Raw genomic sequence first — 21842 nt, forward strand, 5'->3', positions numbered from 1 at the left:
CCGGACGGGACATCGCGTCGTGTCACTTCCGGGAGGCTGGTGCATGGATATCGCGAAACCAGCGGCGGATCGATATTCGACCGCGGACAGGCCGCGGCCGCACCCAGCCGTGCGTGCGGACCACTTGGGTCGGGCCTGAACCACCATGACCACCGACGACCAGGCCCGGCCTCAACTCCGCAGCACCGCACCAGACCGGGCCATGGTCACCACCGCGCTGGCGCGACTCTCCGCCGAACACCGGGCACTGCTGCGTCGTGCCTACGACGGCTGGAGCGTCGAGCAGATCGCGGCCGATCTGCAGATCGCGGAAGGCAGCGTGAAGACCCAACTGCACTACGCGCTACGGAGCCTGCAGCGGGCACTGCGAGATCTGGGAGCCGCGCTATGACGACGATGTCTCACCACCAGTACGCCATGTGGGATGCCGCCTACGTGCTGGGGTCACTGTCGGCCTCCGACCATCTCGAATTCGAGACCCACCTGGACGGGTGCCCGTTGTGCCGGGACGCCGTCACCGAGCTGTCCGCGCTGCCGGCGATGTTGTCGCTGCTGGATCGCGACGATTTCGACGACGTCACAGCGGCGTTCGACGCGGGCGAGCTCGGCGCCGGCACTGCCGCGCACACCGGCGTGGCCCGGCAGGCGGGCGGTGGCGCGGATCGTCGGGAATCCAGCGCACCAATGGCGGTCATTCAACCGCCGGAGACGGTCTTCCCGATCTTCCGTCCCGGCAACTACGCGCCGGTCCCCGACGAGCTCACCGCGTTCGATCTGCCGGTCGACGGCAGCATCCCGCCCGAACTGAACGGCTGGTATCTGCGTAACGGGCCCAATCCCCGTGCGGCGGGCGGACACTGGTGCACCGGGGACGGCATGGTCCACGGAGTCCGGCTGGAGAACGGCCGAGCCGCCTGGTACCGCAACCGCTGGGTGCGCACCGAGAGCTTCGAACACCCACTGCCGCTGCTCAACGCCGACGGCAGCCGCAACCTGCGCTCCAGCGTGGCCAACACCCACGTGATCCGCCATGCCGGCAAAACGCTGGCGCTGATGGACTTCGCGCTGCCCTATGAGATCACCAACGATCTGCAGACGCTGGGCGCCTACGACTTCGCCGGCAAGCTGGCTGACTCCATGGCCCCACATCCCAAGATCTGCCCCACCACCGGCGAGCTGCATTTCTTCGGCCACGGCGGCCTGACCGATCCGCACATCAACTACTACCGCGCCGGCGCCGACGGCGCGGTCACGGTCCGCCGACCGATCGACGTCCCCGGGTTGACGCTGATGCACGACTTCGCGCTCACCGCAGAGCATGTGGTGTTCATGGATCTGCCGCTGGTGTTCGACCTGCAGGTCGCCCTCACCGGGCGCATCGAACGTGATCCGCCGTACCGGTGGAACGACGACTACGGCGCCCGTCTCGGGGTGCTGCGCCGTGATGACCCCTATGGTCCGGTGCGCTGGTTCGACATCGGCCCGTGCTACGTGTTCCATATCGCCAACGCCTTCGATGTGGTGGCGGACACCGGTGACGCGATCGTGCTGCAGGTGGTTCGCTACCCGGAGATCTGGTGCCACAGCAGCGATTTCGAGATCGAGGCCACGCTGTGGCGCTGGACGATCGACCTGGATGCCGGCGTTGTGAAGGAGGTTCAGCTCGACGATCGCGATATCGAGTTCCCCCGAGTCGATGATCGGCTGGTCGGCGCCGACGCCCGCTACGCCGTCACCGTCGCCCACGACGGTCTGGTGCGTTACGACCTGGCCCAAGACAGCGCCGAGGTCTGCCGGTTCGGCGTCAACGGCCTGTCCGGCACGCCCGGTGAGGCGGTGTTCGCCCCGTCGCCGGGGCAGGTCGACGAGTCCGCCGGCTGGTATCTGACCTACGTCTACAGCCCGGTGCGCGAGTGCAGCGAACTGGTGATCCTCAGCGCATCGGCGTTCGACGCGGAACCCGTCGCCCGGGTGCGGCTGCCGCGGCGCGTTCCACACGGATTTCACGGCAGCTGGATCCCCGATTGAGTTCTGAACCCGCCGGGCGCCCACGTCGTGTCAATAGACAGGAGGTGAAGCTGTGCCTCGCATCGGTATCCTGCCGGACCACGAAGCAGCGCTGATGAAGGCGCTCTACGACGAGCATGCCGCGGTGCTGTGGCGCTACGCGCTGCGCCTGACCGGCGACGCGAGCCGTGCCGAAGACGTCGTCCAGGAGACACTGCTGCGCGCCTGGCAGCACCCGGAGGTCATCGGCGACGCCGAGCGGTCGCCGCGGGCCTGGCTTTGCACCGTCGCGCGCAACATGATCATCGATGAGCGTCGCAGCGCCCAATTCCGCCACGTGGTCGGCTCGCTCGACGAGTCGACCGCACCCGAGCAACCCACTCGCGACGAGGTGGACACGGCGCTGGACCGGATGTTGATCGCCGACGCGATGACCCACCTGTCCGCGGAACACCGGGCGGTGATCGAACGGTCCTACTACCGTGGATGGAGTACCGAGCGGACCGCTGAAGACCTGGGGATCGCCGAAGGAACGGTGAAATCACGCCTGCACTACGCGGTGCGGGCTCTGCGACTGGCCCTGCAGGAGATGGGGGTGACACGATGACGTCACCGCGAGAGTTCAGCCTGGTCGACGGTGGCCACCCGTACGAGATGTGGGATGCGGCCTACGTGCTGGGTTCACTGTCCGGCGCCGATCGCCGCGAATTCGAGGCGCACCTGGCCGTGTGCCGACAATGCCGGAGCGCGGTCGCCGAGATCAGCGGCGTACCCGCCCTGCTGTCGCAGCTCGACGGCAACACTATGGCCGCGATCAACGATGCCGGCGGGGCACTGCCCCAGCCACCGGCGAACCTGTTGCCGTCGCTGTTGACCGCGGTGCACCGGCGCCGTCGGCGCACCCGGCTGGCGGCCTGGGCGGCGTCGGCCGCGGCGGCCGCAGTGGTAGGGATCGGTGTCCTGATCGGTGTCGGCTATTCGACCGACTCGACAACGCCTTCACCGCGGCACGACGCATTGCCGATGGCGCAGGTCGGGACCACGGCGCTGGCCTCGACGGTGGCGGTCAAGAGCGAATCCTGGGGCAGTGTCATCGACCTGAGCTGCGTCTGCCTGGCGCCGATGAACGCCAGCCACGACACGCTGGCGCTGGTGGTGGTCGGCCGCGACGGCAGCCAGACCCGACTGGCGACCTGGGTTGCCGAGCCGGGGCACACCGCGACACCCGCGGGCAGCATTTCGACTCCGACGGATCAGATCGCCGCGGTGCAGGTGGTTTCGGCTGACGATGGCACGGTTCTCCTGCAGCGCGCGCTGTAAGCCCGGCGTACGGCTGAACCAATGTCAGCCGTACGTCGTGTCAATGACATCGTCACGAGTTAGGTGAGCAGATGCCCAGGGTTTTTTCCGTGGTTGATCACATCGTCGCCCGGCTGGCGGAAGCGGGGGTGGGCCACATCTTCGGTGTCGACGGGGCGAATATCGAAGATCTTTATGATGCAGCCTATTTCCGGCCGGACATTGCTGCGGTGCTGGCCAAGCACGAGTTCGCGGCCGCCACCATGGCCGACGGGTACAGCCGCAGCGGCGCGGGATTGGGAGTGGTGGCCGCGACGTCGGGCGGTGGCGCGCTGAACCTGGTTGCGGGACTGGGCGAATCGCTGGCCAGCCGGGTGCCGGTCCTGGCGCTGGTGGGTCAGGCTCCGCGCGCGATGGACGGCCGGGGCAGCTTTCAGGACACCAGTGGCCGCAACGGCTCGCTGGATGCCGAAGCCCTGTTCGGATGCGTGTCGGTGTTCTGCGAGCGAGTGCTGCAACCCGACGACATCGTCTCGGCGTTGTCCCGCGCGATCGCCGCGGCCCGCGGGGGCGGCCCGGCGGTGCTGTTGATGCCCAAGGATGTTCAGCAGGGCACCATCACGGTCAACCCACCCTGCAACAACGGTGAATCCGGGGCTGATCGGCCGTCGATCAGCAACCCGCATCCGATTGTGCACGCGCTGCGTCAGTCTCACGGTCCCGTCACCATCATCGCCGGCGAACAGGTGGCCCGCGACGACGCGCGGTCCGAACTCGAGGAACTGCGGGCGTTGCTGCGCGGGCGGGTCGCCTGCGTCCCCGACGCCAAAGATGTCTCCGGCACACCGGGTTTGGGCTCGTCGTCGGCACTGGGCGTCACCGGCGTGATGGGTAACCCCTCGGTCGCCGGCGCGGTGGCAGCCAGCGCACTGTGCCTGGTGGCGGGCACCCGGCTCGCGGTGACGGCACGCGCCGGCCTAGACGAGGCGCTCAGCGCGGTCCCCACGGTGTCGATCGGCTCGGCGCCACCGTATTTCCCGTGCACACACGTGCAGACAACCGATCTACGGGCATCCCTGCGGATGATCTGCCAAGAACTCTCGGGGACGGGACGCCCGAAGTGGCTGCGGGTCCCCGAGACGGTGCCGCACACCGAGTTGGAACCACCGCCCTACGCCGGTCCGGGAATGCGGTATCGCGACGCGATGACCGTGCTGGACCACGGGTTGCCCGAGGGAGTCGACATCGTCGTCGACGCGGGCAACACCGGCGCCGCGGCCATCCATTACCTGCCGCCGCGACGCGACGGCCGCTTCCTGGTGGCCCTGGGGATGGGCGGCATGGGTTACAGCTTCGGCGCCGGCATCGGAGTGGCGTTGGGCCGTGGCCGGCGCACCGTGGTGATCGCCGGCGACGGCGCCTTCTTCATGCACGGCATGGAAATACATACCGCTGTGCAGTACCGGCTGCCGGTGCTGTTCGTGCTGTTGAACAACAACGCTCACGCCATGTGCGTCACCCGTGAACGCCTGTTCTACAACGGCTCACACTCCTACAATCGCTTCGACCGCAGCGATCTCGGCGCCGGCCTGGCGTCGATGTTCCCGGGACTTCACGCTGTCGACACGGCCGACGCCGAGGGATTCGGCGCGGCATTGGCCGCGGCGTTGGACCACGACGGGCCGTCGGTGATCAGCGTCGAGTGCTCGGCTGACGAGATACCGCCGTTCGCGCCGTTTCTTGCTGCTGCTGAGCCCCTGGCAACCCCTGTCCGGCACAACGGCCAATCCCCGACCCCCACGAAGGAGCACTTGGATGTCGCTGCCAGCACTCGCTGATATCGCCGCCCACACCGGCACGCCCGGCCCTATCGAGGGCCTGATCCGGGTCGAGACCACTCCGCGCGAGGCAGCCACCCCGATCCTCATGGAGATGATTCATTCGGTCTACACCCACGACGCGGTCTTCGGCGAGTACTGCACCGTCAACGACTACATCGACTGTCCGCCCGATGAATTGTTCGATTACCTGGCCGACACCCGAAGCCTGGAAGAGTGGACCTACAGTACGCGCGGATTCACCCCCACCGACGAACCCGGCCTGTGGGTCGGCTACGACCTGCTCGGCTCGCAGACCCAGATCTACGCCCGCACCCATTCGAACCGGGAAGCCCGCACGGTGGACTATCACTGCGCCTGGGACCAGGGCGACCATCTGTGGATGATCTATCTGATCCGGGTCGTCGACGCGCAGCTGGTGCTGAACAAGCCCGGATCGGTTGTGCTGTGGACGAATTGCCACCACCCGTTCTACGACGACAACCCGTACCCGGAAACCGCGCCGCCGCAGCGCGAGGAATGGGTCGGCGACTTCTGGGAGATGTTCGGCGCCGGTCACCTGCTGGAGCTGAAGAACCTGAAGATGATCGCGGAGTACCGACACCGCAACGGGCTGCCGGTCACACCGGCCTGGATGAGATGAGCCGATCATGAGCCAACCCGTAATCAGCCTCACCGACGTCTCCAGTTACCTTCCCGGCGAACCGATTTCCGCCGACTACTACGCGCAGTTCGCCGAATCCGACGATCTGCGGGACAACCTGATGTTCCGCGCGCCCCGGTTCCGCCACCACGTCGGCCCCGACGAGTCCGCGGTCGACATGATCGAGCGTGCGGCACAGGGACTGATCGAACGTCACGGCCGAGAAGTCATCGAGAACACCGACGTGCTGATCACCCACACCCAGTTGCCGGATGTCCCGTTCTACGGCGCGGGCGGGGGTGTCGCCCACCGGCTGGGTATGCATCCGGACTGGGTTCTGGATCTGCACAACGGCGGCTGCGCCGCATTCATACTGGGCCTCAACGTGGCCCGCAAGCTGTTGGCGTCCGGCGCGGGAAGCACCGCGTTGATCGCCGTCGCGCAGAACTCCGCCGGCCAGATCTTCGAGCAGCCCGCCGTGCGCGGCAAGTCGCAGGCGTCGGTTCCCGGTGACGGCGCCGCGGTCGGGTTGGTCACCCTGTCCGATCAATCGCCGATCATCGACGTCGAGTGCCGCACCTACGGCCAGTACGCCGGCGATATGAGCTACGCCGCCGACCCGCCCCGCAAGTGGTGGCAGCCCGGCCCGGGAGCGGGCTACATCGGCTTCACCGAAAGCAAGATCGCCAAGGTGCTTGCGCGCGGCAACCGGCAGGTTCCCGAAGTCGCCCTCGCGGTCTGTCACCGCGCCGGCCTGTCCGCCTCGGATATCGGCCTGCTGGTCACCAACCAGCCCAACCGGGTGTTTCTGCGCAACTGGCGAGAAGCCCTCGAACTGCCTGAATCACGGCATTTCGACACCTTCGACCAGTGCGGCAACCTGTTCGGAGCCGGTGTCCCGATCAACCTTGATCGGGCGATCACCGAGCAACGAGTCCAGCCGGGTGATGTGGTGGTGATGGCCGCGTTCGCCCATGCCGGTGATTTCGCGGGAGCGGCCGCGGTTCGCTGGGGCGGACAACTCCGATGACCGCGGCTGCGCTGTCGGGTTCGGCTACCGCGCATCTTCGCCGCGGGTTCCCGTCGGCGGTCGACCCGTGTGCGTTGTCGCTCAACGAGAACCCCTTACCGCCACTGCCGGCGGTGCGTTCGGCGCTGACCGAATCCATCGGGGCGGCCAACCGCTATCCGGACTTCCTGCCCACCCGGTTGCGCCGGCTGGTGGCCGACCATGTCGGGGTGCCGGAGACAAGCGTGGCGATCGGCCCCGGGGCGTCCGGGCTGGCGATCCGGGTGCTGAGCGCGACGGCATCGCCCGGTGATCGGATTGTGCTGAGCCAGCCGACTTTCGACGGCTATCCGGTCTTCGCCCGGATAGCCGGGCTGGCGATGGTCGACGTCCCCCTCGATGGCTACGGCCACTACGACCTGGTCGCTTTGTCCCGCGCCGCCGCCGACGCCCGGGTGGTGGTGCTGTGCCGGCCGCACAACCCGACCGGAACGCTGGAGCCCGTCGCCGATGTCGAACGGTTCATCGCGAGTGTGCCGGAGCGGACCATCGTCCTGCTCGACGAGGCCTACATCGAGTTCGTCTCCCCCGGCCAGCGTATCGACGTCCCGGACCTGATTCGACGATTCCCGAACGTGGTTGTGCTGCGTACCTTTTCCAAGGCCTACGGGCTGGCCGGGCTACGGATCGGGTACGCGCTGGCGGCACCGGGCCTGGCCGGCACGCTGTGGGCCATGCAGGTGCCGTTCGGCATCAGCACCAGCTGCACGGTGGCCGTGGCGGCCTCATATGATGCGGAAGCGCAACTGCAGCAGCGTATTGCGCACATCGTCGCTGAACGCAGCTACCTGCGCTCCCGGCTGCGGGCGTCGGGCATCTATACCACCGACTCGCACGCGAACTTCGTCTACCTGCCGGCGGCGGGCCGGCCGTGGCGGGAGATGTTCGACGGCACCGATCTGCGGGTCCGCTCCTATCCCGATGGCGCAGTGCGCATCACGGTGGGCGCGCGCAGTTCTACCCGGATGGTGCTGTCCGCGGTCGAGCAGGCTCTCAGTGCGCCGGGGAGCTTCACGTCCGAACAGTGAACGTGGCGGCCTTGCGAACCGTATCTTGTCGATAGGGGTGCCACGGACACCTCCCGTTGACCGAACGCGGCGGAAGGGTCACTGACGTGCTGCACCGGATCGCCGTGCTGGCTCTCGCCGCTCCGCGCCGTGTCCTCGTCCTGGCCGCACTGGTGATGGTCGCAGCCGCAGTGTTCGGAATCCCGGTGGCGGACAGCCTGTCCGCGGGCGGCTTCCAGGATCCGGGTTCGGAGTCCGCGCAGGCCACCCGGTTGTTGACCGACCGGTTCGGCCAGAGTGACCAGCAGCTGCTGATTCTGGTGAGTTCGCCCGATGGAGCTGACATTGAGCGGGCCCGGGCGGTCGGCACCGAGATCGCCGGACAGCTGCAACAGTCGCCGTTCGTCTTCAACGTCACCTCGCCCTGGATGGATCCGCCGTCGGCCGCCGCCCGACTGATCAGCACCGACGGTTCCGCCGGGCTGATCGTGGCCAACCTCAAGGGCGGCGAGAACGACGCTCAGAAGTATGCCCGCACCCTGGCCGATCAGTTGGTGTACGACCGGGACGGGGTCAGTGTTCTCGCCGGTGGCGGCGCGATGGTCTATGCGCAGATCAATCACCAGAATCAGCACGATCTGCTGCTGATGGAATCGATCGCGATCCCGTTGAGCTTCGCGGTGCTGGTATGGGTTTTCGGCGGCTTGTTGGCGGCGGCGCTGCCGGTCGTGCTCGGCGGGGTGGCGATCGTGGGGTCTATGGCGGTGCTGCGACTGATCACGCTGGGCACCGACGTGTCGATCTTCGCGATGAACCTCACCACCGCGATGGGGCTGGCGCTGGCGATCGATTACACGCTGCTGATCATCAGCCGCTACCGCGACGAACTGGCCGACGGCGTCGCGCCCGACCTGGCGCTGATCCGAACCATGACCACCGCCGGTCGCACGGTGCTGTTCTCGGCGATCACGGTCGCGCTGTCGATGGCGGCGATGGTCTGGTTCCCGATGTACTTCCTGAAGTCGTTCGCCTACGCCGGGGTGGCGACCGTGACTTTCGTGGCGGTCGCAGCCATCGTCGTGACGCCCGCAGCGATTGCTCTGCTGGGACCCCGGCTCGACGCGTTGGACCTGCATCGCCCGATTCGCCGATTGCTTCGCCGACCCGCACCCATCGCACGACCGATTGAACAGGGGTTCTGGTACCGGTCAACAACATTCGTGTCCCGGCATGCGGTACCGATCGGTCTGGCAGTGGTCACGCTGCTGGTGGCGGTGGGGATGCCGTTCCTCGGGGTGAAATGGGGCTTCCCGGATGATCGGGTGCTGCCGCGAACCGCCTCGGCGCACCAGGTCGGTGACGCGCTGCGCGATCGGTTCGCCGACGACTCCGCCCGGGCGGTCCCGATCGTCGTTCGTGAGGCGCGCGGCATTGCGCCCGTACAGTTGAACCGGTATGCCACCGAGTTGTCTCGGGTGCCGGATGTGTCGTCAGTGTCGGCACCGACCGGCACGTTCGTCGGCGGTGAGCGAGTCGGCGATCCCACAGCAGCCACCGGGATCAACGACGACAGTGTGTTGCTGACCGTCACCAGCACCGCCCCGCTGTTCTCCGACGCCTCCGAAACCCAACTCGATCTGCTGCACCAAGTGCCGGAACCGGGCCGGCGTCCGGTGTTGATGGGCGGGCTGGCGCAGATCAACCGCGACAGCGTCACCGCCATCACCGACCGGCTGCCCCTGGTGTTGGGGCTGATCGCCGTGATCACGTTCGGGCTGCTCTTCCTGCTCACCGGCAGCGTCGTGTTGCCGATCAAGGCGCTGGTACTCAACGTCTTGTCGCTGGCCGCCGCCTTCGGTGCGCTGGTCTGGATATTCCAAGACGGCCATCTGGGGGCGTTGGGCACGACTCCCACCGGGATGTTGGTCGCCAACGTCCCGGTGTTGCTGTTCTGCATCTCATTCGGGCTGTCGATGGACTACGAGGTTTTTCTGGTGTCCCGGATCCGGGAGTACTGGCTGGCCTCGGACCGCACTCGTGCCGACAACGACGAGAGTGTGTCACTGGGGTTGGCCCGGACCGCTCGGGTGATCACCGCCGCGGCACTGATCATGTCGATCTCGTTCGCGGCGTTGATCGCCGCGCAGGTGTCGTTCATGCGGATGCTCGGCCTCGGGCTGACGCTGGCCGTGCTGGCGGACGCCACGCTGATCCGGATGGTGTTGGTGCCGGCGTTCATGCACCTGATGGGCGGCTGGAACTGGTGGGCACCCGCACCGCTGGCCTGGCTGCAGCGACGGTTCGAGATCAGCGAAGAGGGCAGTGGTCCAACGACCCGCCCTGCCGCGCCCCCGGGGACTTCGGACCCCACGCGTTCCAGCGCACCAGGTTCGCCGTCACCGCTGCCGGTCAGGAGCGCATCGTTGAGCTGATCCAGCAGGTCATCGACGCACAAGGCGGCGCTGCCCCGGCCTGACCGTCACCTCAGGTCCCGCAGAACGTCCGGTAGGCACCGAATTCCGGCGGCGCCGGCGCGGCGTAGAACTCCAGGCCGTCGCGCTCCCGGTACGGCTGGGTGATCACGTCCAGCAGCTTTTCCACCGGCGCGAGGTCGCCGCCCGTCGCGGCCGTCAATGCCTGCTCCACCAGGTGGTTGCGCGGAATGTAGACGGGATTGACCCGGTCCATCGCTTCGACGTCGGGTTGAAGTGCCCGCCAGCTCACCAGCCAGTCGCCGAACACCGCGGGCAACGCCTCGGTGTGACCGCGACCGGCCCGCACCAGGTTCCGGAAGAACGAGGTGTAGTCGACGTCGTTCTCGTTGAGCAGGGCGAGCGCCTGGTCGATCAGGGCGGCGGCCTCCACGCTCCCGGACAACCCGAACTTCGCCAGCATCCCGGCCGACCAGAAACCGTGATAGCGCGGCATGAACCCTTCCAGGGTTTCCACCGCCACCGACAGAGCAAGCTCCTCGGTGGCGGCGAACAGCGGCAGTATGGTCTCGGCGAAGCGGGCCAGGTTCCACTGCGCCACCAACGGCTGGTTGCCGTAGGCGTAGCGCCCCGCGTAGTCGATGGAGCTGAACACCGTCGCGGGGTCGTAGGCCTCCATGAATGCGCAGGGCCCGTAGTCGATGGTTTCCCCGGAGATGGTCATGTTGTCGGTGTTCATCACCCCGTGGACGAATCCGACCAACATCCAGCGGGCGATCAGCGAGGCTTGCGCCTCCAGCACCGCCTGAAACAGTGCGAGGTAAGGGTTTTCGGCCTGCGCGGCCTCCGGGTAATGCCGGGCGATCGCGTAGTCGGCCAGCCGGCGCAGCAGCCCCAGGTCACCGGTGGCGCGGGCCTGCTGCGCGACGAGCTGAAAGCTGCCCACCCGCAGGTGGCTGGCGGCGACGCGGGTCAGCACCGCCCCGGGCAGCGGGGTCTCCCGTTGCACCTGCGCTCCGGTGGCGACCACGGCCAGCGACCGGGTGGTGGGCACACCGAGGGCGTGCATGGCTTCGCTGATCACGTACTCGCGCAGCATCGGGCCCACCACCGCCAGGCCGTCACCACCGCGGGCGAACGGGGTGGGCCCGGAACCCTTCAGGTGGATGTCGCGGCGCGTGCCGTGATCCAGCTCGCCGAGCAGCAGGGCTCGACCGTCGCCGAGCAGCGGCACGTAGTTGCCGAACTGATGTCCGGCGTAGGCCTGCGCCACCGGGGTCGCGTGGTCGGGAATCTCATTGCCGGTCAGGAACTTGAGACCGTCCTGGCTGCGCAGCCAGTCGGGGTCCAAACCCAGTTCGGCGGCCAGTTCCTCGTTGAGCACCAGCAGCTTCGGGTCCGGCGGGGTGGCCGCTTGCCAGGGCTTGGCGAGTTCGGGGAGCTCGCGGGCGAAGTCGGCGGTCAGCTGCGGGGGCGCCACTCCCACAGCCTACGGACAGATCAACGCCGTCGTTTCAGCTCCACCAGGTCGGAGACATCCATATCGGGGGCATCGAGAATCCGCTGACCGCCGCATCACATCTGCCACTTCCGTACCGCCGGAGCCGGGGTGATCGAGGTCCGAAGACGATAGCGGTGACGCTATCACGGTGTTTCCTGCTACTAGGCGGCCATTTTGCAGAACCGCTCGTCTCGCTCATCCGCATTCGATGTCACACCCCGCACCTACGGTGCAGCCATGAACGACGTCCTACAGCGGCCCATGCCGACCCCACGGCCGCCGCGGGCCGATATCGCCTTCGCGCGGCCGCGGTACATAGACTCCGTGGCCATCGCCTTCGCCGACAGGTTCGGACCGGTTTTTCGTTTCCACGCCGTGTCCACGGTGGGCAGCTGGTCCGGGGAGGTCGAAGCCGCGTCCATCGAAGCTGCGGTACTTGACGTGATAACCCGTCTGCGCATGGACGAACCAGGTATGGACAGGGTGCGGTTTCTGGTGGATCTGGGTGCCGCAAGCAGACTTTGGCGTCACGCTCCCGAGGTAAGCGCACTGCTTCCGGGTACGACTATCGAGATGCCACGAGCTGCCGACCGTCCCTTGATGGATGCTGCCGAAGCCGCACTGGCACCCGGGACGGCAACACCGGCCAATCCGGACAGCCGATCAGATCCCACGCTGTCGTCGGTGGTGGCCGCCACTGACGGTTCGGTGCGCGGTAAGTTCACCGGCTACGGCTGGTTGGCATCCACCGGCGAGTACGGACTGTGCGGCTTCCGCCATTCCGCCAAGCAGATCGGCAGCGAGGTTGTGCTGATCGCCGAGCTGCGCGCCATGGCCGGGGTCGTTCGCAAGCTGCGCAGCCGGCACATCACCGTACTCAGCGACAGTCAAGACGCCATAGCAATGGCCGAACGCTGGATGAGCGGGGACGAGAACCTACCCGAGGGATACACCACCGAGCGGGCCGACGGGCGGCCAGCGGGTCTGGTAGCCGCGCGGCAGCACTTTCGCGCGCAACGCAACCGGCTCAAGCTCACCTGGGTGAAGGGGCATCAGGGCCACCCCCTCAACGAAGGCGCCGATGCGCTCGCCCGGCTTGCCAGGCGATATGCGGCTGGAGCAAAGGATTTGACCGCAGTCGAGTACCACCGCCGGGCCGCCGGCCTAGCTGGGGCGTTCGCCGCTGAATTCCGACGAAAGCAGGTCGAAAATCCTTAGAGCTACCCGGCCGCGCCGCCCGGTCGAGGTGTTCAAGCGGCCGCTTGGCGGGCAGCTACCCTGGCGACGGTGACGGATCGGCGCCGCTGGGACACAGCCAGGACCGCAGCGTGGCGGGCCGGGATCGCTCTCATCCTGGTCGCGATCTTCGTGGGCTTGTACCAGGTGAACCGGGCCCATCCGGTGCACCCGCAGGTCCCAATGCCGACCGCGCACGCGATCGGTCCCGGCATCGGCATCTACGTCGCACCCGAGGGCGAAGCCACTGGGATCAGTTGCACGACGGGGTTCCTGGTGCGCGCCCGCGACGGCCGGCCCGGGTTGCTGGCGGCTGGGCACTGCAATCCGGCCGGTGGGCCCGGTCAGGTGGTGATCCGCCACAGCGCCTTCGCCTACCGCGCTGTGGGTACGTTCACCGAAACCGTGAACGACGGCAGCAACTGGGACGACTACGACATCGGGCTGATCATGCTGGACGATCCAGGCAAGCTCCCGCTGAACTCGATGGTCGACGGGCATCCGGTCACCGGGGTGGCGTCTCATGTTGAGGTCGGTGATGTGCTGTGCCACTTCGGGATCCGCAGCGGCGGTCCGGTGTGCGGGCCGGTGGTGGCCAGCGAGACGAACAAGGTCCGGTTTGAAGCCGGCGGTACCTGCGGCGATTCGGGCGGGCCCGTGTACCGGCTGCGTGACGACGGCACCGCCGAGGCGGTCGGCATCTACATCGCGGTGTCCGACGGCACCTACTCCGAGCCCAAGTGCGAAGACCCGCATCCGTACTCGATCGCCCAGACCATCACGCCGTGGTTGTCGGCGTGGGAGCTGACGCTGGACACCGCCGCCGGCATCTCATCAGCGTAAGCCGTGCCCACCGTTCAGAACGTGTCGACGAATCGTGGCCGCGGGGAGTCCTGCCCGAACCCGGTGGACGCCGCCAACGTGGCGGCGATCAGCGAGCGGGTGTCAGCGGGGTCGATGACGTCGTCGATCTCGAAAAGTGTTGCGGCGTTGAGCGCTTTCGCGTTCTCCTGAGCAGCGGCAGTGGCCTGCCGGACGCGTTCCTCCCGCTCGTCGGCGTCGGCGATGGCTTCGAGTTCCTTGCGCAGCCCCAGCCGGACGGCGCCCTCGAGCCCCATCGGACCCAGATGTGCGCCCGGCCATGCCACCGTGAGCACCGGTTGGTGCAGGCTGCCGCCCATCATGGCCTGGGCACCCAACCCGTAGCCGCGCCGCAGGATGACCGCCACCATCGGCACCCGAAGCGCCGCGCCGGCCACCAACAGCCGAGATCCCCTCCGCACCAACGCCTCCGCTTCGGCCGCAGGGCCGACCATATAGCCCGGGCAGTCGACCAGCGACACGACCGGCAGTCCGAAGGCGTCGCACAGTTGCAGGAACCGCGCGGCCTTGTCGGATGCCGCCGCGGTGATCGCACCGGCCATCACCATGGTGTTGTTGCCGATGATGCCGACCGGGCGGCCCTCGATCCGCGCCAGCGCCGTCACCATCTCCCGCGCGAACCGCTCCCGCAAGAAGGTCACCGAACCCGCGTCGGCGATCGTCTCGATGATCGGCTTGAGCGGATAGGCGCGCCGCGCGCGCTCGGGAATCATGGTGCGCAAGGCGTTCTGGTCTGCGGCGCCGTCCGGCGCGGTGGCGCCCTGAAAGTAGCCGAGGACTTGCTTTGTCACCGCGACCGCCTCGGCTTCGTCGGCGACCACGATGTCGACGACGCCGTTGGGTGCCTGCACGGATAACGGTCCCACGTCGTCGGGGGCGACGTGCCCCAGTCCCCCGCCGGCGATCATCGCCGGGCCCGCCATGCCGATGGAGGTGTCCGCGGTGGCGATGATCAGATCCGATGCTCCCGCGATCACGGCGTTGCCGGCGAAGCAGCGGCCCTTGACCACGGCGATACGCGGCACCAACCCGGACAGCTTGGCCCACAAGGCGAATGCCGGGACATCCAGTGACGACACCGTCGGATAGTCGGTGTCTCCGGGCCGTCCGCCGCCGCCTTCGGCGAAGAAGACCGTCGGCAGGCGCATCCGTTCGATCAACTCGAACAGCCGATCCTTCTTGAAGTGCCCGACCGCGCCCTGGGTGCCGGCCAGCACGGTGTAGTCGTAGGCCAACACGGCGCAGGCGCTGCGTTCACGTCCGAACAGTGCACCGTTGATCGACGCGGTACCGGCCAGCAAGCCGTCTCCGGGGGTGTTGGCGATGAGGTCGTCGACGTCGCGGCGCGCGCGTTGGGCGGCGATCGCGAAGCGCCCGTACTCCACGAACGTCCCGGGGTCGACCAGGTCGGCGATGTTCTCGCGGGCTGTGCGACCGCCGGCGTCGTGCCTGCGTTGTACCGCGTGCGGCCGGGCCGCGTCCTCGGTCAACGCGCGGCGGCGCAGCAACTCGAGGTGGTCATCACTCGGAGAAGCGTCGGGCATGTGGGAATTCCTTCACAGAGGCGTCGATCAAGAACAACATCATGCGCCGCATGACCTTCACAAGCCTCGGAAGTGGGTGTTGCCCGGCTCTGAGCGGGCGCCCAGCGGGAATCTGACGACACGACTTGAGCGTGTCGCGTCGTCCGATTCCCAGTCACGGCCCGCACACCTGTGACACCGGCCACTCGGGCTGCGCCTCCAGCTCCGCCCCCTACCCTGAGGGCATGGCGAACAAGGAACAGCAGCAGGCCTGGGCGGCCCAGGGGGTGGACTGGGTCGACAACGCGGCGATCTTCGAGGCGGTGCTGGCGCCGTTCGCCGACGCGGTGGTCCACGCCGCCGATATCGGCCCCGGCGCGCGAGTGCTCGACATCGGCTGCGGCTCCGGCACATTGCTGCAGCGGGCGGCAGCGCTCGGCGCCATCCCGTTCGGGGTCGACATCTCCGAACCGATGGTGCAGGCGGCACGCCGACGAGTTCCCGCGGCCACCGTGACCCTCGGCGACGCCCAGACCATGGACCTGCGAGAGGCCGCATCCGGGGCGTCTTTCGACCGGATCATCTCGCGGTTCGGGGTGATGTTCTTCGATGATCCGGTGACCGCGTTCGTCAATATCCGCCAGTCGGCTACCCTCGACGCCCGATTGGCGTTCGTGTGCTGGCGCGAAGGCGAGAATCCGATGTTCACCACCGGCGTCGACATCCTGGCAGCCAAGCTGGAATCACCCCCCGCCGCACTGGATCCCAGGGAGCCCGGCCCGCTGGCCTTCGGCGATCCCGAGCGGGTGCGAGCCATCCTGACCGGCTCCGGCTGGAGTGACGTCACCCTGGCGGAGTTCGAGGGGGTCTGCAACTTCAGCCTCGACGGCAGCGACGGTGTCGAGGAACGCTTGGCGTTGATCCTGGCCAACCGCACCGGACAACAGGCGCGCACCGAATTGGAGGCCCGCCTGGGCGCCGACGGCTGGGCCGGTGTCGTCGAGGAGCTGCGCGAGGAGCTGCGCCGGCACCGCGTCGACGGCGTCGTGAAGTTCCCGGGCCGCACCTGGGTGGTTACCGCGACCAATCCGGGTCGGTGACCGGCCACGATAGCGTGACCGAAGTCGTTCTATTCACCTGAAGGATCTCCGTGACCGCCTCCTCGCACCCTTTCGACAGCGCCATGCAGCTCGAGACCGTCGACGCCGGGACGTTCCGCGGCGCCACCCACCCGGAGTGGGCCAACATGGTCGGGCCGTTCGGGGGGATCACCGCCGCCGTCCTGTTGCGCGCCGTCGAGTCCCACCCCGACCGCATCGGCGACCCGTTGGCGCTGACCGTCAACTTCGCCGCACCCATCGCCGACGGCGAGTTCGACATCTCGCTGCGTGCCGCCCGCACCAACCGCAGCAACCAGCACTGGATGCTCGAGCTGCGCCAGGGCGAGGAGGTCAAGACCACCGCCACCGCGCTGTTCGGCCTGCACCGCGACACCTGGGCCGACGACGAGACCCACCCGCCGAACGCTGCCGCGCCCGAGGACGTCGCCGCCGGGTCGTTCATCGACGCGATCGTCTGGGCCAAGCGCTATGACATGCGCTTCACCGCGGGCCCGGTGCCCCTCTCTGCGGTGGAGCCCAGCGAGTCGTCGACCACCACGTTGTGGGTGCGCGACGCCGCAGGCCGGCGCCTCGACTTCGCCGCGCTGGCGTCCCTCTCGGATGTGTTCTTTCCCCGGGTGTTTCTGCGCCGCGGCCGTTTCGTCAACGCGGGCACCATCTCGCTGACCACCTATTTTCACGCCGACCAAGGTGAAATCGACGCTCTCGGTGGCGACTTTCTACTGGGCAGCGCACACGCCAACCGGTTTTCCCGGGGCTACTTCGACCAGAGCGCGCACCTGTGGTCACGGGCGGGCCGGCTGCTGGCCAGCACGCATCAGCTGGTGTATTTCAAGGATTGACGCCCACCCCGGCCGCGGGTGAATACCGCGATCGCCGAAGCTGAACTAGCGTCCCCGGTATGCCCGAGGAACTCGGCGCCCACGGCGATGCCGCGCGAGCACGCGAGGACGCCCTGGCGCGGCGGCTGCAGAGTTCCGCGCAGGCCGACCGGGCCTTCGTGGCGACGGTACGCGGCGCGGCACAGGCAGCCGTGCTGGGCCGCAAACGGCTCGACAGCATCGAGGCCGAGATCCACCAAGCGCTGGCCAACCACCGTGCGCTGGCGTTGAACACCCCCGCTGGTGTCCGTCAGTTCCAGCGGTTCCTGACCGCGAAGACCCGCGACATCCACCAGGTGGTGGCCGACACCGTCGCCGACAGCCGGGCCCGCGCGCAGGTGGTGCGATCCCTGAGCGGCGGCTACGCCGTCGAAGACCCGCGGAAGCCGGGTGTCCAAGCCGTCGACCACGTCACGTACAAGCAGGCCCCTTCGACGGATGACGAACGCCGGCTCAATCAGATCGACGCCTTCAAGCAGGTCTTCGGACGCGACCCGGTGTCGGCGTCCGACTGGACTACCGCGGCCGCGCTGGACGCGCATACCTACGACCCCAAGTTCCAGGGGGTGAACTCCGAAGTCCGAGTGGCCCGGATCGATCCGGTGCCGGGGCAGGGCGTCGTGCGCGCATCGCAGTGGATCCCGCAGCGCGACGTGAGCAGCGTCCCGCCATGGAAACGCGACTTCGGCAACGAGCGCGGACCCAACGCGCACTTCGATCCCGAGGACACCAAGGTCACCACCTACATCGACTACGACAACGGCATTGTGGTGATGCGCCAGAATCCCTCAGTCGAACTCAACCCCAGCGGTGGCCCCGGGCAAGTGAAAGTCGGTGTCCCCCAAGGGGGCATCGCGCAAGCTCCGGATGGGTCGGTGCGGATCAAATACGACGCGGGCAACCCGTTCGCGCCGGGTGCGTTGACCGACGTCCGCGGACCGTTCGGTGACCACCGCTGGAGCGTGAATGGCGATCTGGTGTTCACCCCCGGCCCCGGCGGCGTGCACGTCGACGGCACCCGAACGGACTACCCGTCGCTGGAGGTTTACCAAGACCTGCCCAACGGCAGCACCCGCACCGTCTTGATCGACCCGGCTCAATCCGGAAGCAGTACTGGGCCAATGTTCAACCTGCCGTTCCACCACGATGTCGGAGTCGGCGGCAAGGCGTTCGCGCCCTTCGACCACGGCGGCGACTGGAATCCACCGTTGCCTGTCACTGCCTTCGGGCCGACCGCCGCCCCACCGTCGGTACCCTCGTCGTCGGGTAGACCCGGCGGCGTCCCCGCGTGATCACCGAAAGGAGCTGATACATGCCCACCGCAATACTGGCCCGTATCCGCGACGGCGACCCCGACTTCTGGCGCGCCGCCACCCGATCAGCACCGCTCGTGGTCCAAGTCGTCCTCGCGGCGGTAATCGGAGTCGTCTGGCTGTCATTCAGTAGCGTCCCACTCTCCTACGGGACAGCGTTTCGCTATCTGGCCACGGCCGCGTTAATCGTGCCGACCGCCGCAGCGCTGGTGATCGGCACGGCGTTGTTGCGCGCGGAGTCACCGCGTCGACGGGGTGTAGGGCTGGCTGTCTGCGGATCAGCCGTGGTGACGTTCATCAGCGGATTGGCCTACGCGCTGATTTTCGTGCCGTGGTTGGAAACCATATGACCACCGCCGCTGACGAAGCCCGCTACGGCCCGTTCGGCTTCATCGCCGCGCTGGCGACCATCGCGATCGTCGAGACCGCGACGTGGATCTGGATTCCCTATTGGATCGCCCAGCTGTACTTGTTCGGCATCGCGACCGTGGTCGTGGTGCCGACCGGCTTCTTCATGTCCCAGACCGGTGGCACCAAAACTGCCCAGATCGGTCGCGGCATGCTCATCGGTTATCTGGCAACACCACTGACCATCGCCCTGGTAGTCATCCCTCCAGTCGTCATCACCCAGCTCTTGCATCGAGCGTGACGTCACCGGGACGCCGCGGATCCTCGTACTTGCCGGTGAGCAGCTTCGATACCGTGCCCGGCTTCCACTCCCGTCCGGTCGGGGTGCGCTGCCCGGCTGAGTTCAGCACCCGCGCGGTGGCCGCCTGGGTGACCCCGCAGCCGTACACCAGCCAGCCCGCGTAACGCTCGAGCAGTCGCTTGCGCTCCGGCCAGGGCACCGTCGGCGGCGGAAGGGTGGGCGGCAGCGGGTACACGCCGGCTTGGCCGCTGTCGGGCGTCCGCCGCACCGACGCTGGGCGGGCCCTGACCAGTGCCAGCTCGATCTCCCGGCTCAGACTCTTGACCCCTTCAGCGGCCAGCGCCGCCTGATCGAGGTTGTCGACGCCCTGCACCTCCCGCCGCAGTGCGAAGTCGATCTCGTTGATCCCACCATCGGTGGGCGCCGAGATCAATTCCCGGGTCACCAGCAGGTTCTGGCCGTGCCGCTGGAGCACCAGGCTCAGCCGCCGCAGATGCTGCTCGCGGCGAAAGTCCGGGCCTGGCAACGGCACCCAGATATCCGCCCGGCCTTTGATGGCACGGCCCAGCGCGGCAACCACGGCCTCGACTTCGGTCAGGTCGTCGGTGGTGGTGGCGTCGCCTACCCCGAACCCGAATGCGTCGACGATGCCGTAGCCCCGCCTGGCGGCTTCTGCGGCCAGCTCCGCGCGGTGGGCCACGGTGTCGTGGTCACCGAGCAGAATGATCGGTTTACCGGACGAGCGCGACATGGACTACCTCCCGATTGCGAAAGCCCCCGTGGGAAAGTGCTGCTAAGCCAAGCTATCGGGGGGTACCGACAAGTCCTGGCGCTCGCCATCGGCAACCGAAGTTGTCGGTGGCCGCGGCTACGGTCTGGTCATGGACGAACCTCCCCTAGATTGGCCCGGCGTGCTGGAACCTGCACTGCTGTCGGAGGAGCTGGTCACGGCCGGGCACAAACTGGCCGATACGGCCGACGCCGGCGAGTGGCCGGCACTGCTCGACCTCCTCGATGAGATCCCGGCGCTCAGCGTCAACCAGTGGCGGCCGGGCCATCCCGACTGGCTCACGCCGCTGCATCAGGCGGCCCGCCACGGCGCTCCGGCGACAGTCATTACCGCGCTGCTCGAACGCGGTGCGCTGCGCTCCCTTCCGGATGCCAGGGGCCGCACCGCGTGCGACGTGGCCGGCGAGGCCGGGCACTCGGCCGCGCTGCTGACCCCACCGCCGTCGCCGCTGCCCACCGAACGGATCCGCACCCTCGACGCCAACCTGGAGTGGGTGATCGACGGCAGCATTCGCAGCGCGCAGCTCTTCGCGGGGCACAGCGACCACGCCCTGCGCCGGATACTGCGCTACCCCCCGGTCGCGGTGCTGCACGAAGCCCCCGGCGAGTCGGTGCACCTCGCGCTCCCAGGGCTGCCCGGCGGTGTCCGGATCACCCTGCGATGCGGCTACCTGGAGACCGTCAGCGCTGTCCAAGTGCACGTCATCACCCATCAGGGTGCGGTGTTGGTCTCGGCTTCGCGGTAGCGTTGCCGCATGCCATTCAAACGCGGACGCACCCCCGACCAGCCTGGCCGCACCTTCGTGGTGACCGGCGCCAACGGTGGTCTGGGCGAGATCATCACCCGCACCCTCGCCGCCAAGGGCGCCACCGTGGTGATGGCCTGCCGCAACACGGCCAAGGCCCAGGAGATCGCCGACGGAATCGACGGTGACGTCCGGGTGGCGGCGCTGGATCTGGGCAGCCTGGCCTCGGTGCGCGACTTCGCCGCACAGCAGAGCGGTTTCGACGTGCTGATCAACAACGCCGGGATCATGAACATCCCGATGCGGCGCACCGTCGACGGCTTCGAGACGCAGTTCGGCGTCAACCACCTCGGCCACTTCGCGCTGACCGGTCTGTTGCTGGACCGGATCGGCGACCGGGTGGTGACGGTGTCGAGCATCGCGCACAAGCAGACTCCGAAGTTCTGGGTCGACGATCTCAACTACCAGCACCGCCCCTACCAGCGCAACCTGGCCTATGCGCAGTCCAAGCTGGCCAACCTGATGTTCGCCCGCGAGCTGCAGCGCCGGCTGGTGGCAGCCGGCTCGCCGCTGCGCTCCTTTTGCGTGCATCCGGGGGTGTCGAGCACCGAGTTGTTCGACAACGACAAGAGCCTGCCCGGTCTGGTCACCAAGTACGGCATGCGCCTGATCGGCCAGCCGCCGGAGCGCGCCGCTGAGTCGACCCTGTTGGCCGCCACCGTCGCCGACACCGACCCGGACGTCTACTGGGGACCGACAAAGCTGAGCCAGGCCCGCGGCCCGGTGGGCCCGTGCCCGTCGAGCAAGCTGTCGAAAGATCAGCGACTGTGGCGCCGGCTGTGGGAGGAGTCGGAGAAGATGACCGGGGTCAGCTACCCGCTCTGATGAGTTGTCGCGCGTAGCCGG

General features: G+C 67.9%; 21 protein-coding genes. 18 read left to right on the forward strand and 3 right to left on the reverse strand.

What is annotated here, in order from left to right; genetic code table 11:
* Positions 1-145: 145 nt before the first annotated feature.
* The 9 genes from AWC16_RS17315 (at position 146) to AWC16_RS17355 (ending at position 10295) form a co-directional block, all read left to right on the forward strand.
* Entirely contained in the window at positions 146-391 is a 246-nt protein-coding gene (locus AWC16_RS17315; protein ID WP_085265974.1) for a sigma factor-like helix-turn-helix DNA-binding protein, read from the forward strand.
* Positions 388-2028, forward strand: coding sequence for a carotenoid oxygenase family protein (locus AWC16_RS17320; RefSeq protein ID WP_234812318.1), 1641 nt, complete (start codon positions 388-390; stop codon positions 2026-2028). Before AWC16_RS17315 ends, AWC16_RS17320 begins: the two co-directional genes overlap by 4 nt.
* 94 nt (positions 2029-2122) lie before the next feature.
* Positions 2123-2614: a sigma-70 family RNA polymerase sigma factor gene (locus AWC16_RS17325; RefSeq protein ID WP_234812326.1), complete on the forward strand. Its 492-nt coding sequence runs from the start codon at positions 2123-2125 to the stop codon at positions 2612-2614.
* Positions 2611-3327, forward strand: coding sequence for an anti-sigma factor family protein (locus AWC16_RS17330; RefSeq protein WP_085265976.1), 717 nt, complete (start codon positions 2611-2613; stop codon positions 3325-3327). The genes AWC16_RS17325 and AWC16_RS17330 overlap by 4 nt, the downstream gene beginning before the upstream one ends.
* A gap of 71 nt (positions 3328-3398) precedes the next feature.
* Complete coding sequence (locus AWC16_RS17335; RefSeq protein ID WP_085265977.1) at positions 3399-5144, forward strand: thiamine pyrophosphate-binding protein; 1746 nt, start codon at positions 3399-3401, stop codon at positions 5142-5144.
* Positions 5122-5787: an SRPBCC family protein gene (locus AWC16_RS17340; protein ID WP_085265978.1), complete on the forward strand. Its 666-nt coding sequence runs from the start codon at positions 5122-5124 to the stop codon at positions 5785-5787. Before AWC16_RS17335 ends, AWC16_RS17340 begins: the two co-directional genes overlap by 23 nt.
* A gap of 7 nt (positions 5788-5794) precedes the next feature.
* Complete coding sequence (locus AWC16_RS17345; protein WP_085265979.1) at positions 5795-6817, forward strand: 3-oxoacyl-ACP synthase III family protein; 1023 nt, start codon at positions 5795-5797, stop codon at positions 6815-6817.
* Complete coding sequence (locus AWC16_RS17350; protein ID WP_085265980.1) at positions 6814-7884, forward strand: aminotransferase class I/II-fold pyridoxal phosphate-dependent enzyme; 1071 nt, start codon at positions 6814-6816, stop codon at positions 7882-7884. The genes AWC16_RS17345 and AWC16_RS17350 overlap by 4 nt, the downstream gene beginning before the upstream one ends.
* 86 nt (positions 7885-7970) lie before the next feature.
* The gene (locus tag AWC16_RS17355; protein ID WP_085265981.1) at positions 7971-10295 is read left to right on the forward strand and encodes an MMPL family transporter; all 2325 of its coding nucleotides are present in this window, start codon (positions 7971-7973) and stop codon (positions 10293-10295) included.
* 52 nt (positions 10296-10347) lie between these two features.
* Here AWC16_RS17355 and AWC16_RS17360 read toward each other — a convergent pair whose 3' ends face one another.
* A complete protein-coding gene (locus AWC16_RS17360) occupies positions 10348-11781 on the reverse strand; it encodes a protein adenylyltransferase SelO (protein ID WP_420094306.1) in 1434 nt (477 codons plus the stop codon).
* A 339-nt stretch (positions 11782-12120) separates the two neighbouring features.
* Between AWC16_RS17360 and AWC16_RS17365 the strand changes: the two genes are divergently transcribed.
* Together AWC16_RS17365 and AWC16_RS17370 are read left to right on the forward strand one after the other, a co-directional pair.
* Positions 12121-13014: a ribonuclease HI gene (locus AWC16_RS17365; RefSeq protein ID WP_234812319.1), complete on the forward strand. Its 894-nt coding sequence runs from the start codon at positions 12121-12123 to the stop codon at positions 13012-13014.
* Between the two features lie 69 nt (positions 13015-13083).
* Positions 13084-13875: a chymotrypsin family serine protease gene (locus AWC16_RS17370; protein WP_085265984.1), complete on the forward strand. Its 792-nt coding sequence runs from the start codon at positions 13084-13086 to the stop codon at positions 13873-13875.
* Positions 13876-13889: 14 nt separating this feature from the next.
* On the opposite strand, the gene AWC16_RS17375 is transcribed toward AWC16_RS17370, so the two are convergent.
* Positions 13890-15458: an acyl-CoA carboxylase subunit beta gene (locus AWC16_RS17375; RefSeq protein ID WP_085265985.1), complete on the reverse strand. Its 1569-nt coding sequence runs from the start codon at positions 15456-15458 to the stop codon at positions 13890-13892.
* 224 nt (positions 15459-15682) lie between these two features.
* On the opposite strand from AWC16_RS17375, the gene AWC16_RS17380 reads away from it, so the two are divergent.
* From AWC16_RS17380 to AWC16_RS17400, 5 genes are all read left to right on the forward strand, one after another.
* Positions 15683-16537, forward strand: a complete 855-nt coding sequence (locus tag AWC16_RS17380; RefSeq protein ID WP_085265986.1) for a class I SAM-dependent methyltransferase — start codon at positions 15683-15685, stop codon at positions 16535-16537.
* An 83-nt stretch (positions 16538-16620) separates the two neighbouring features.
* Positions 16621-17400: an acyl-CoA thioesterase gene (locus tag AWC16_RS17385; RefSeq protein ID WP_085265987.1), complete on the forward strand. Its 780-nt coding sequence runs from the start codon at positions 16621-16623 to the stop codon at positions 17398-17400.
* A 59-nt stretch (positions 17401-17459) separates the two neighbouring features.
* Positions 17460-18731 (forward strand): DUF4226 domain-containing protein, encoded by a 1272-nt coding sequence (locus AWC16_RS17390; RefSeq protein ID WP_085265988.1) that lies wholly within the window; start codon positions 17460-17462, stop codon positions 18729-18731.
* Positions 18732-18751: 20 nt separating this feature from the next.
* On the forward strand, positions 18752-19102 hold the full coding sequence (locus AWC16_RS17395) for a hypothetical protein (RefSeq protein ID WP_085265989.1): 351 nt from the start codon (positions 18752-18754) through the stop codon (positions 19100-19102).
* Positions 19099-19401, forward strand: coding sequence for a hypothetical protein (locus AWC16_RS17400; RefSeq protein ID WP_085265990.1), 303 nt, complete (start codon positions 19099-19101; stop codon positions 19399-19401). Before AWC16_RS17395 ends, AWC16_RS17400 begins: the two co-directional genes overlap by 4 nt.
* Here AWC16_RS17400 and AWC16_RS17405 read toward each other — a convergent pair.
* Positions 19376-20152, reverse strand: coding sequence for a hypothetical protein (locus tag AWC16_RS17405; protein ID WP_085265991.1), 777 nt, complete (start codon positions 20150-20152; stop codon positions 19376-19378). The genes AWC16_RS17400 and AWC16_RS17405 overlap by 26 nt on opposite strands.
* A gap of 130 nt (positions 20153-20282) precedes the next feature.
* Here AWC16_RS17405 and AWC16_RS17410 point away from each other — a divergent pair, with 130 nt between their 5' ends.
* Both AWC16_RS17410 and AWC16_RS17415 read left to right on the forward strand, forming a co-directional pair.
* On the forward strand, positions 20283-20936 hold the full coding sequence (locus AWC16_RS17410; protein WP_085265992.1) for an ankyrin repeat domain-containing protein: 654 nt from the start codon (positions 20283-20285) through the stop codon (positions 20934-20936).
* Positions 20937-20945: 9 nt separating this feature from the next.
* Positions 20946-21821 (forward strand): oxidoreductase, encoded by an 876-nt coding sequence (locus tag AWC16_RS17415; protein ID WP_085265993.1) that lies wholly within the window; start codon positions 20946-20948, stop codon positions 21819-21821.
* Positions 21822-21842: the final 21 nt, after the last annotated feature.

This window comes from Mycolicibacter longobardus (assembly GCF_002102265.1).
In the GTDB taxonomy this organism is placed as follows: domain Bacteria; phylum Actinomycetota; class Actinomycetes; order Mycobacteriales; family Mycobacteriaceae; genus Mycobacterium; species Mycobacterium longobardum.

What these genes read in the sequence shown, in the direction of transcription:
- AWC16_RS17385 (WP_085265987.1), top strand. Translation starts at nt 16,621, where the DNA reads ATGCAGCTCGAGACCGTCGACGCCGGGACGTTCCGCGGCGCCACCCAC.
- AWC16_RS17335 (WP_085265977.1), top strand. Translation starts at nt 3,399, where the DNA reads ATGCCCAGGGTTTTTTCCGTGGTTGATCACATCGTCGCCCGGCTGGCG.
- AWC16_RS17395 (WP_085265989.1), top strand. Translation starts at nt 18,752, where the DNA reads ATGCCCACCGCAATACTGGCCCGTATCCGCGACGGCGACCCCGACTTC.
- AWC16_RS17380 (WP_085265986.1), top strand. Translation starts at nt 15,683, where the DNA reads ATGGCGAACAAGGAACAGCAGCAGGCCTGGGCGGCCCAGGGGGTGGAC.
- AWC16_RS17325 (WP_234812326.1), top strand. Translation starts at nt 2,123, where the DNA reads ATGAAGGCGCTCTACGACGAGCATGCCGCGGTGCTGTGGCGCTACGCG.
- AWC16_RS17320 (WP_234812318.1), top strand. Translation starts at nt 388, where the DNA reads ATGACGACGATGTCTCACCACCAGTACGCCATGTGGGATGCCGCCTAC.
- AWC16_RS17340 (WP_085265978.1), top strand. Translation starts at nt 5,122, where the DNA reads ATGTCGCTGCCAGCACTCGCTGATATCGCCGCCCACACCGGCACGCCC.
- AWC16_RS17315 (WP_085265974.1), top strand. Translation starts at nt 146, where the DNA reads ATGACCACCGACGACCAGGCCCGGCCTCAACTCCGCAGCACCGCACCA.
- AWC16_RS17345 (WP_085265979.1), top strand. Translation starts at nt 5,795, where the DNA reads ATGAGCCAACCCGTAATCAGCCTCACCGACGTCTCCAGTTACCTTCCC.
- AWC16_RS17415 (WP_085265993.1), top strand. Translation starts at nt 20,946, where the DNA reads ATGCCATTCAAACGCGGACGCACCCCCGACCAGCCTGGCCGCACCTTC.
- AWC16_RS17330 (WP_085265976.1), top strand. Translation starts at nt 2,611, where the DNA reads ATGACGTCACCGCGAGAGTTCAGCCTGGTCGACGGTGGCCACCCGTAC.
- AWC16_RS17400 (WP_085265990.1), top strand. Translation starts at nt 19,099, where the DNA reads ATGACCACCGCCGCTGACGAAGCCCGCTACGGCCCGTTCGGCTTCATC.
- AWC16_RS17375 (WP_085265985.1), bottom strand. Translation starts at nt 15,458, where the DNA reads ATGCCCGACGCTTCTCCGAGTGATGACCACCTCGAGTTGCTGCGCCGC.
- AWC16_RS17410 (WP_085265992.1), top strand. Translation starts at nt 20,283, where the DNA reads ATGGACGAACCTCCCCTAGATTGGCCCGGCGTGCTGGAACCTGCACTG.
- AWC16_RS17405 (WP_085265991.1), bottom strand. Translation starts at nt 20,152, where the DNA reads ATGTCGCGCTCGTCCGGTAAACCGATCATTCTGCTCGGTGACCACGAC.
- AWC16_RS17350 (WP_085265980.1), top strand. Translation starts at nt 6,814, where the DNA reads ATGACCGCGGCTGCGCTGTCGGGTTCGGCTACCGCGCATCTTCGCCGC.
- AWC16_RS17390 (WP_085265988.1), top strand. Translation starts at nt 17,460, where the DNA reads ATGCCCGAGGAACTCGGCGCCCACGGCGATGCCGCGCGAGCACGCGAG.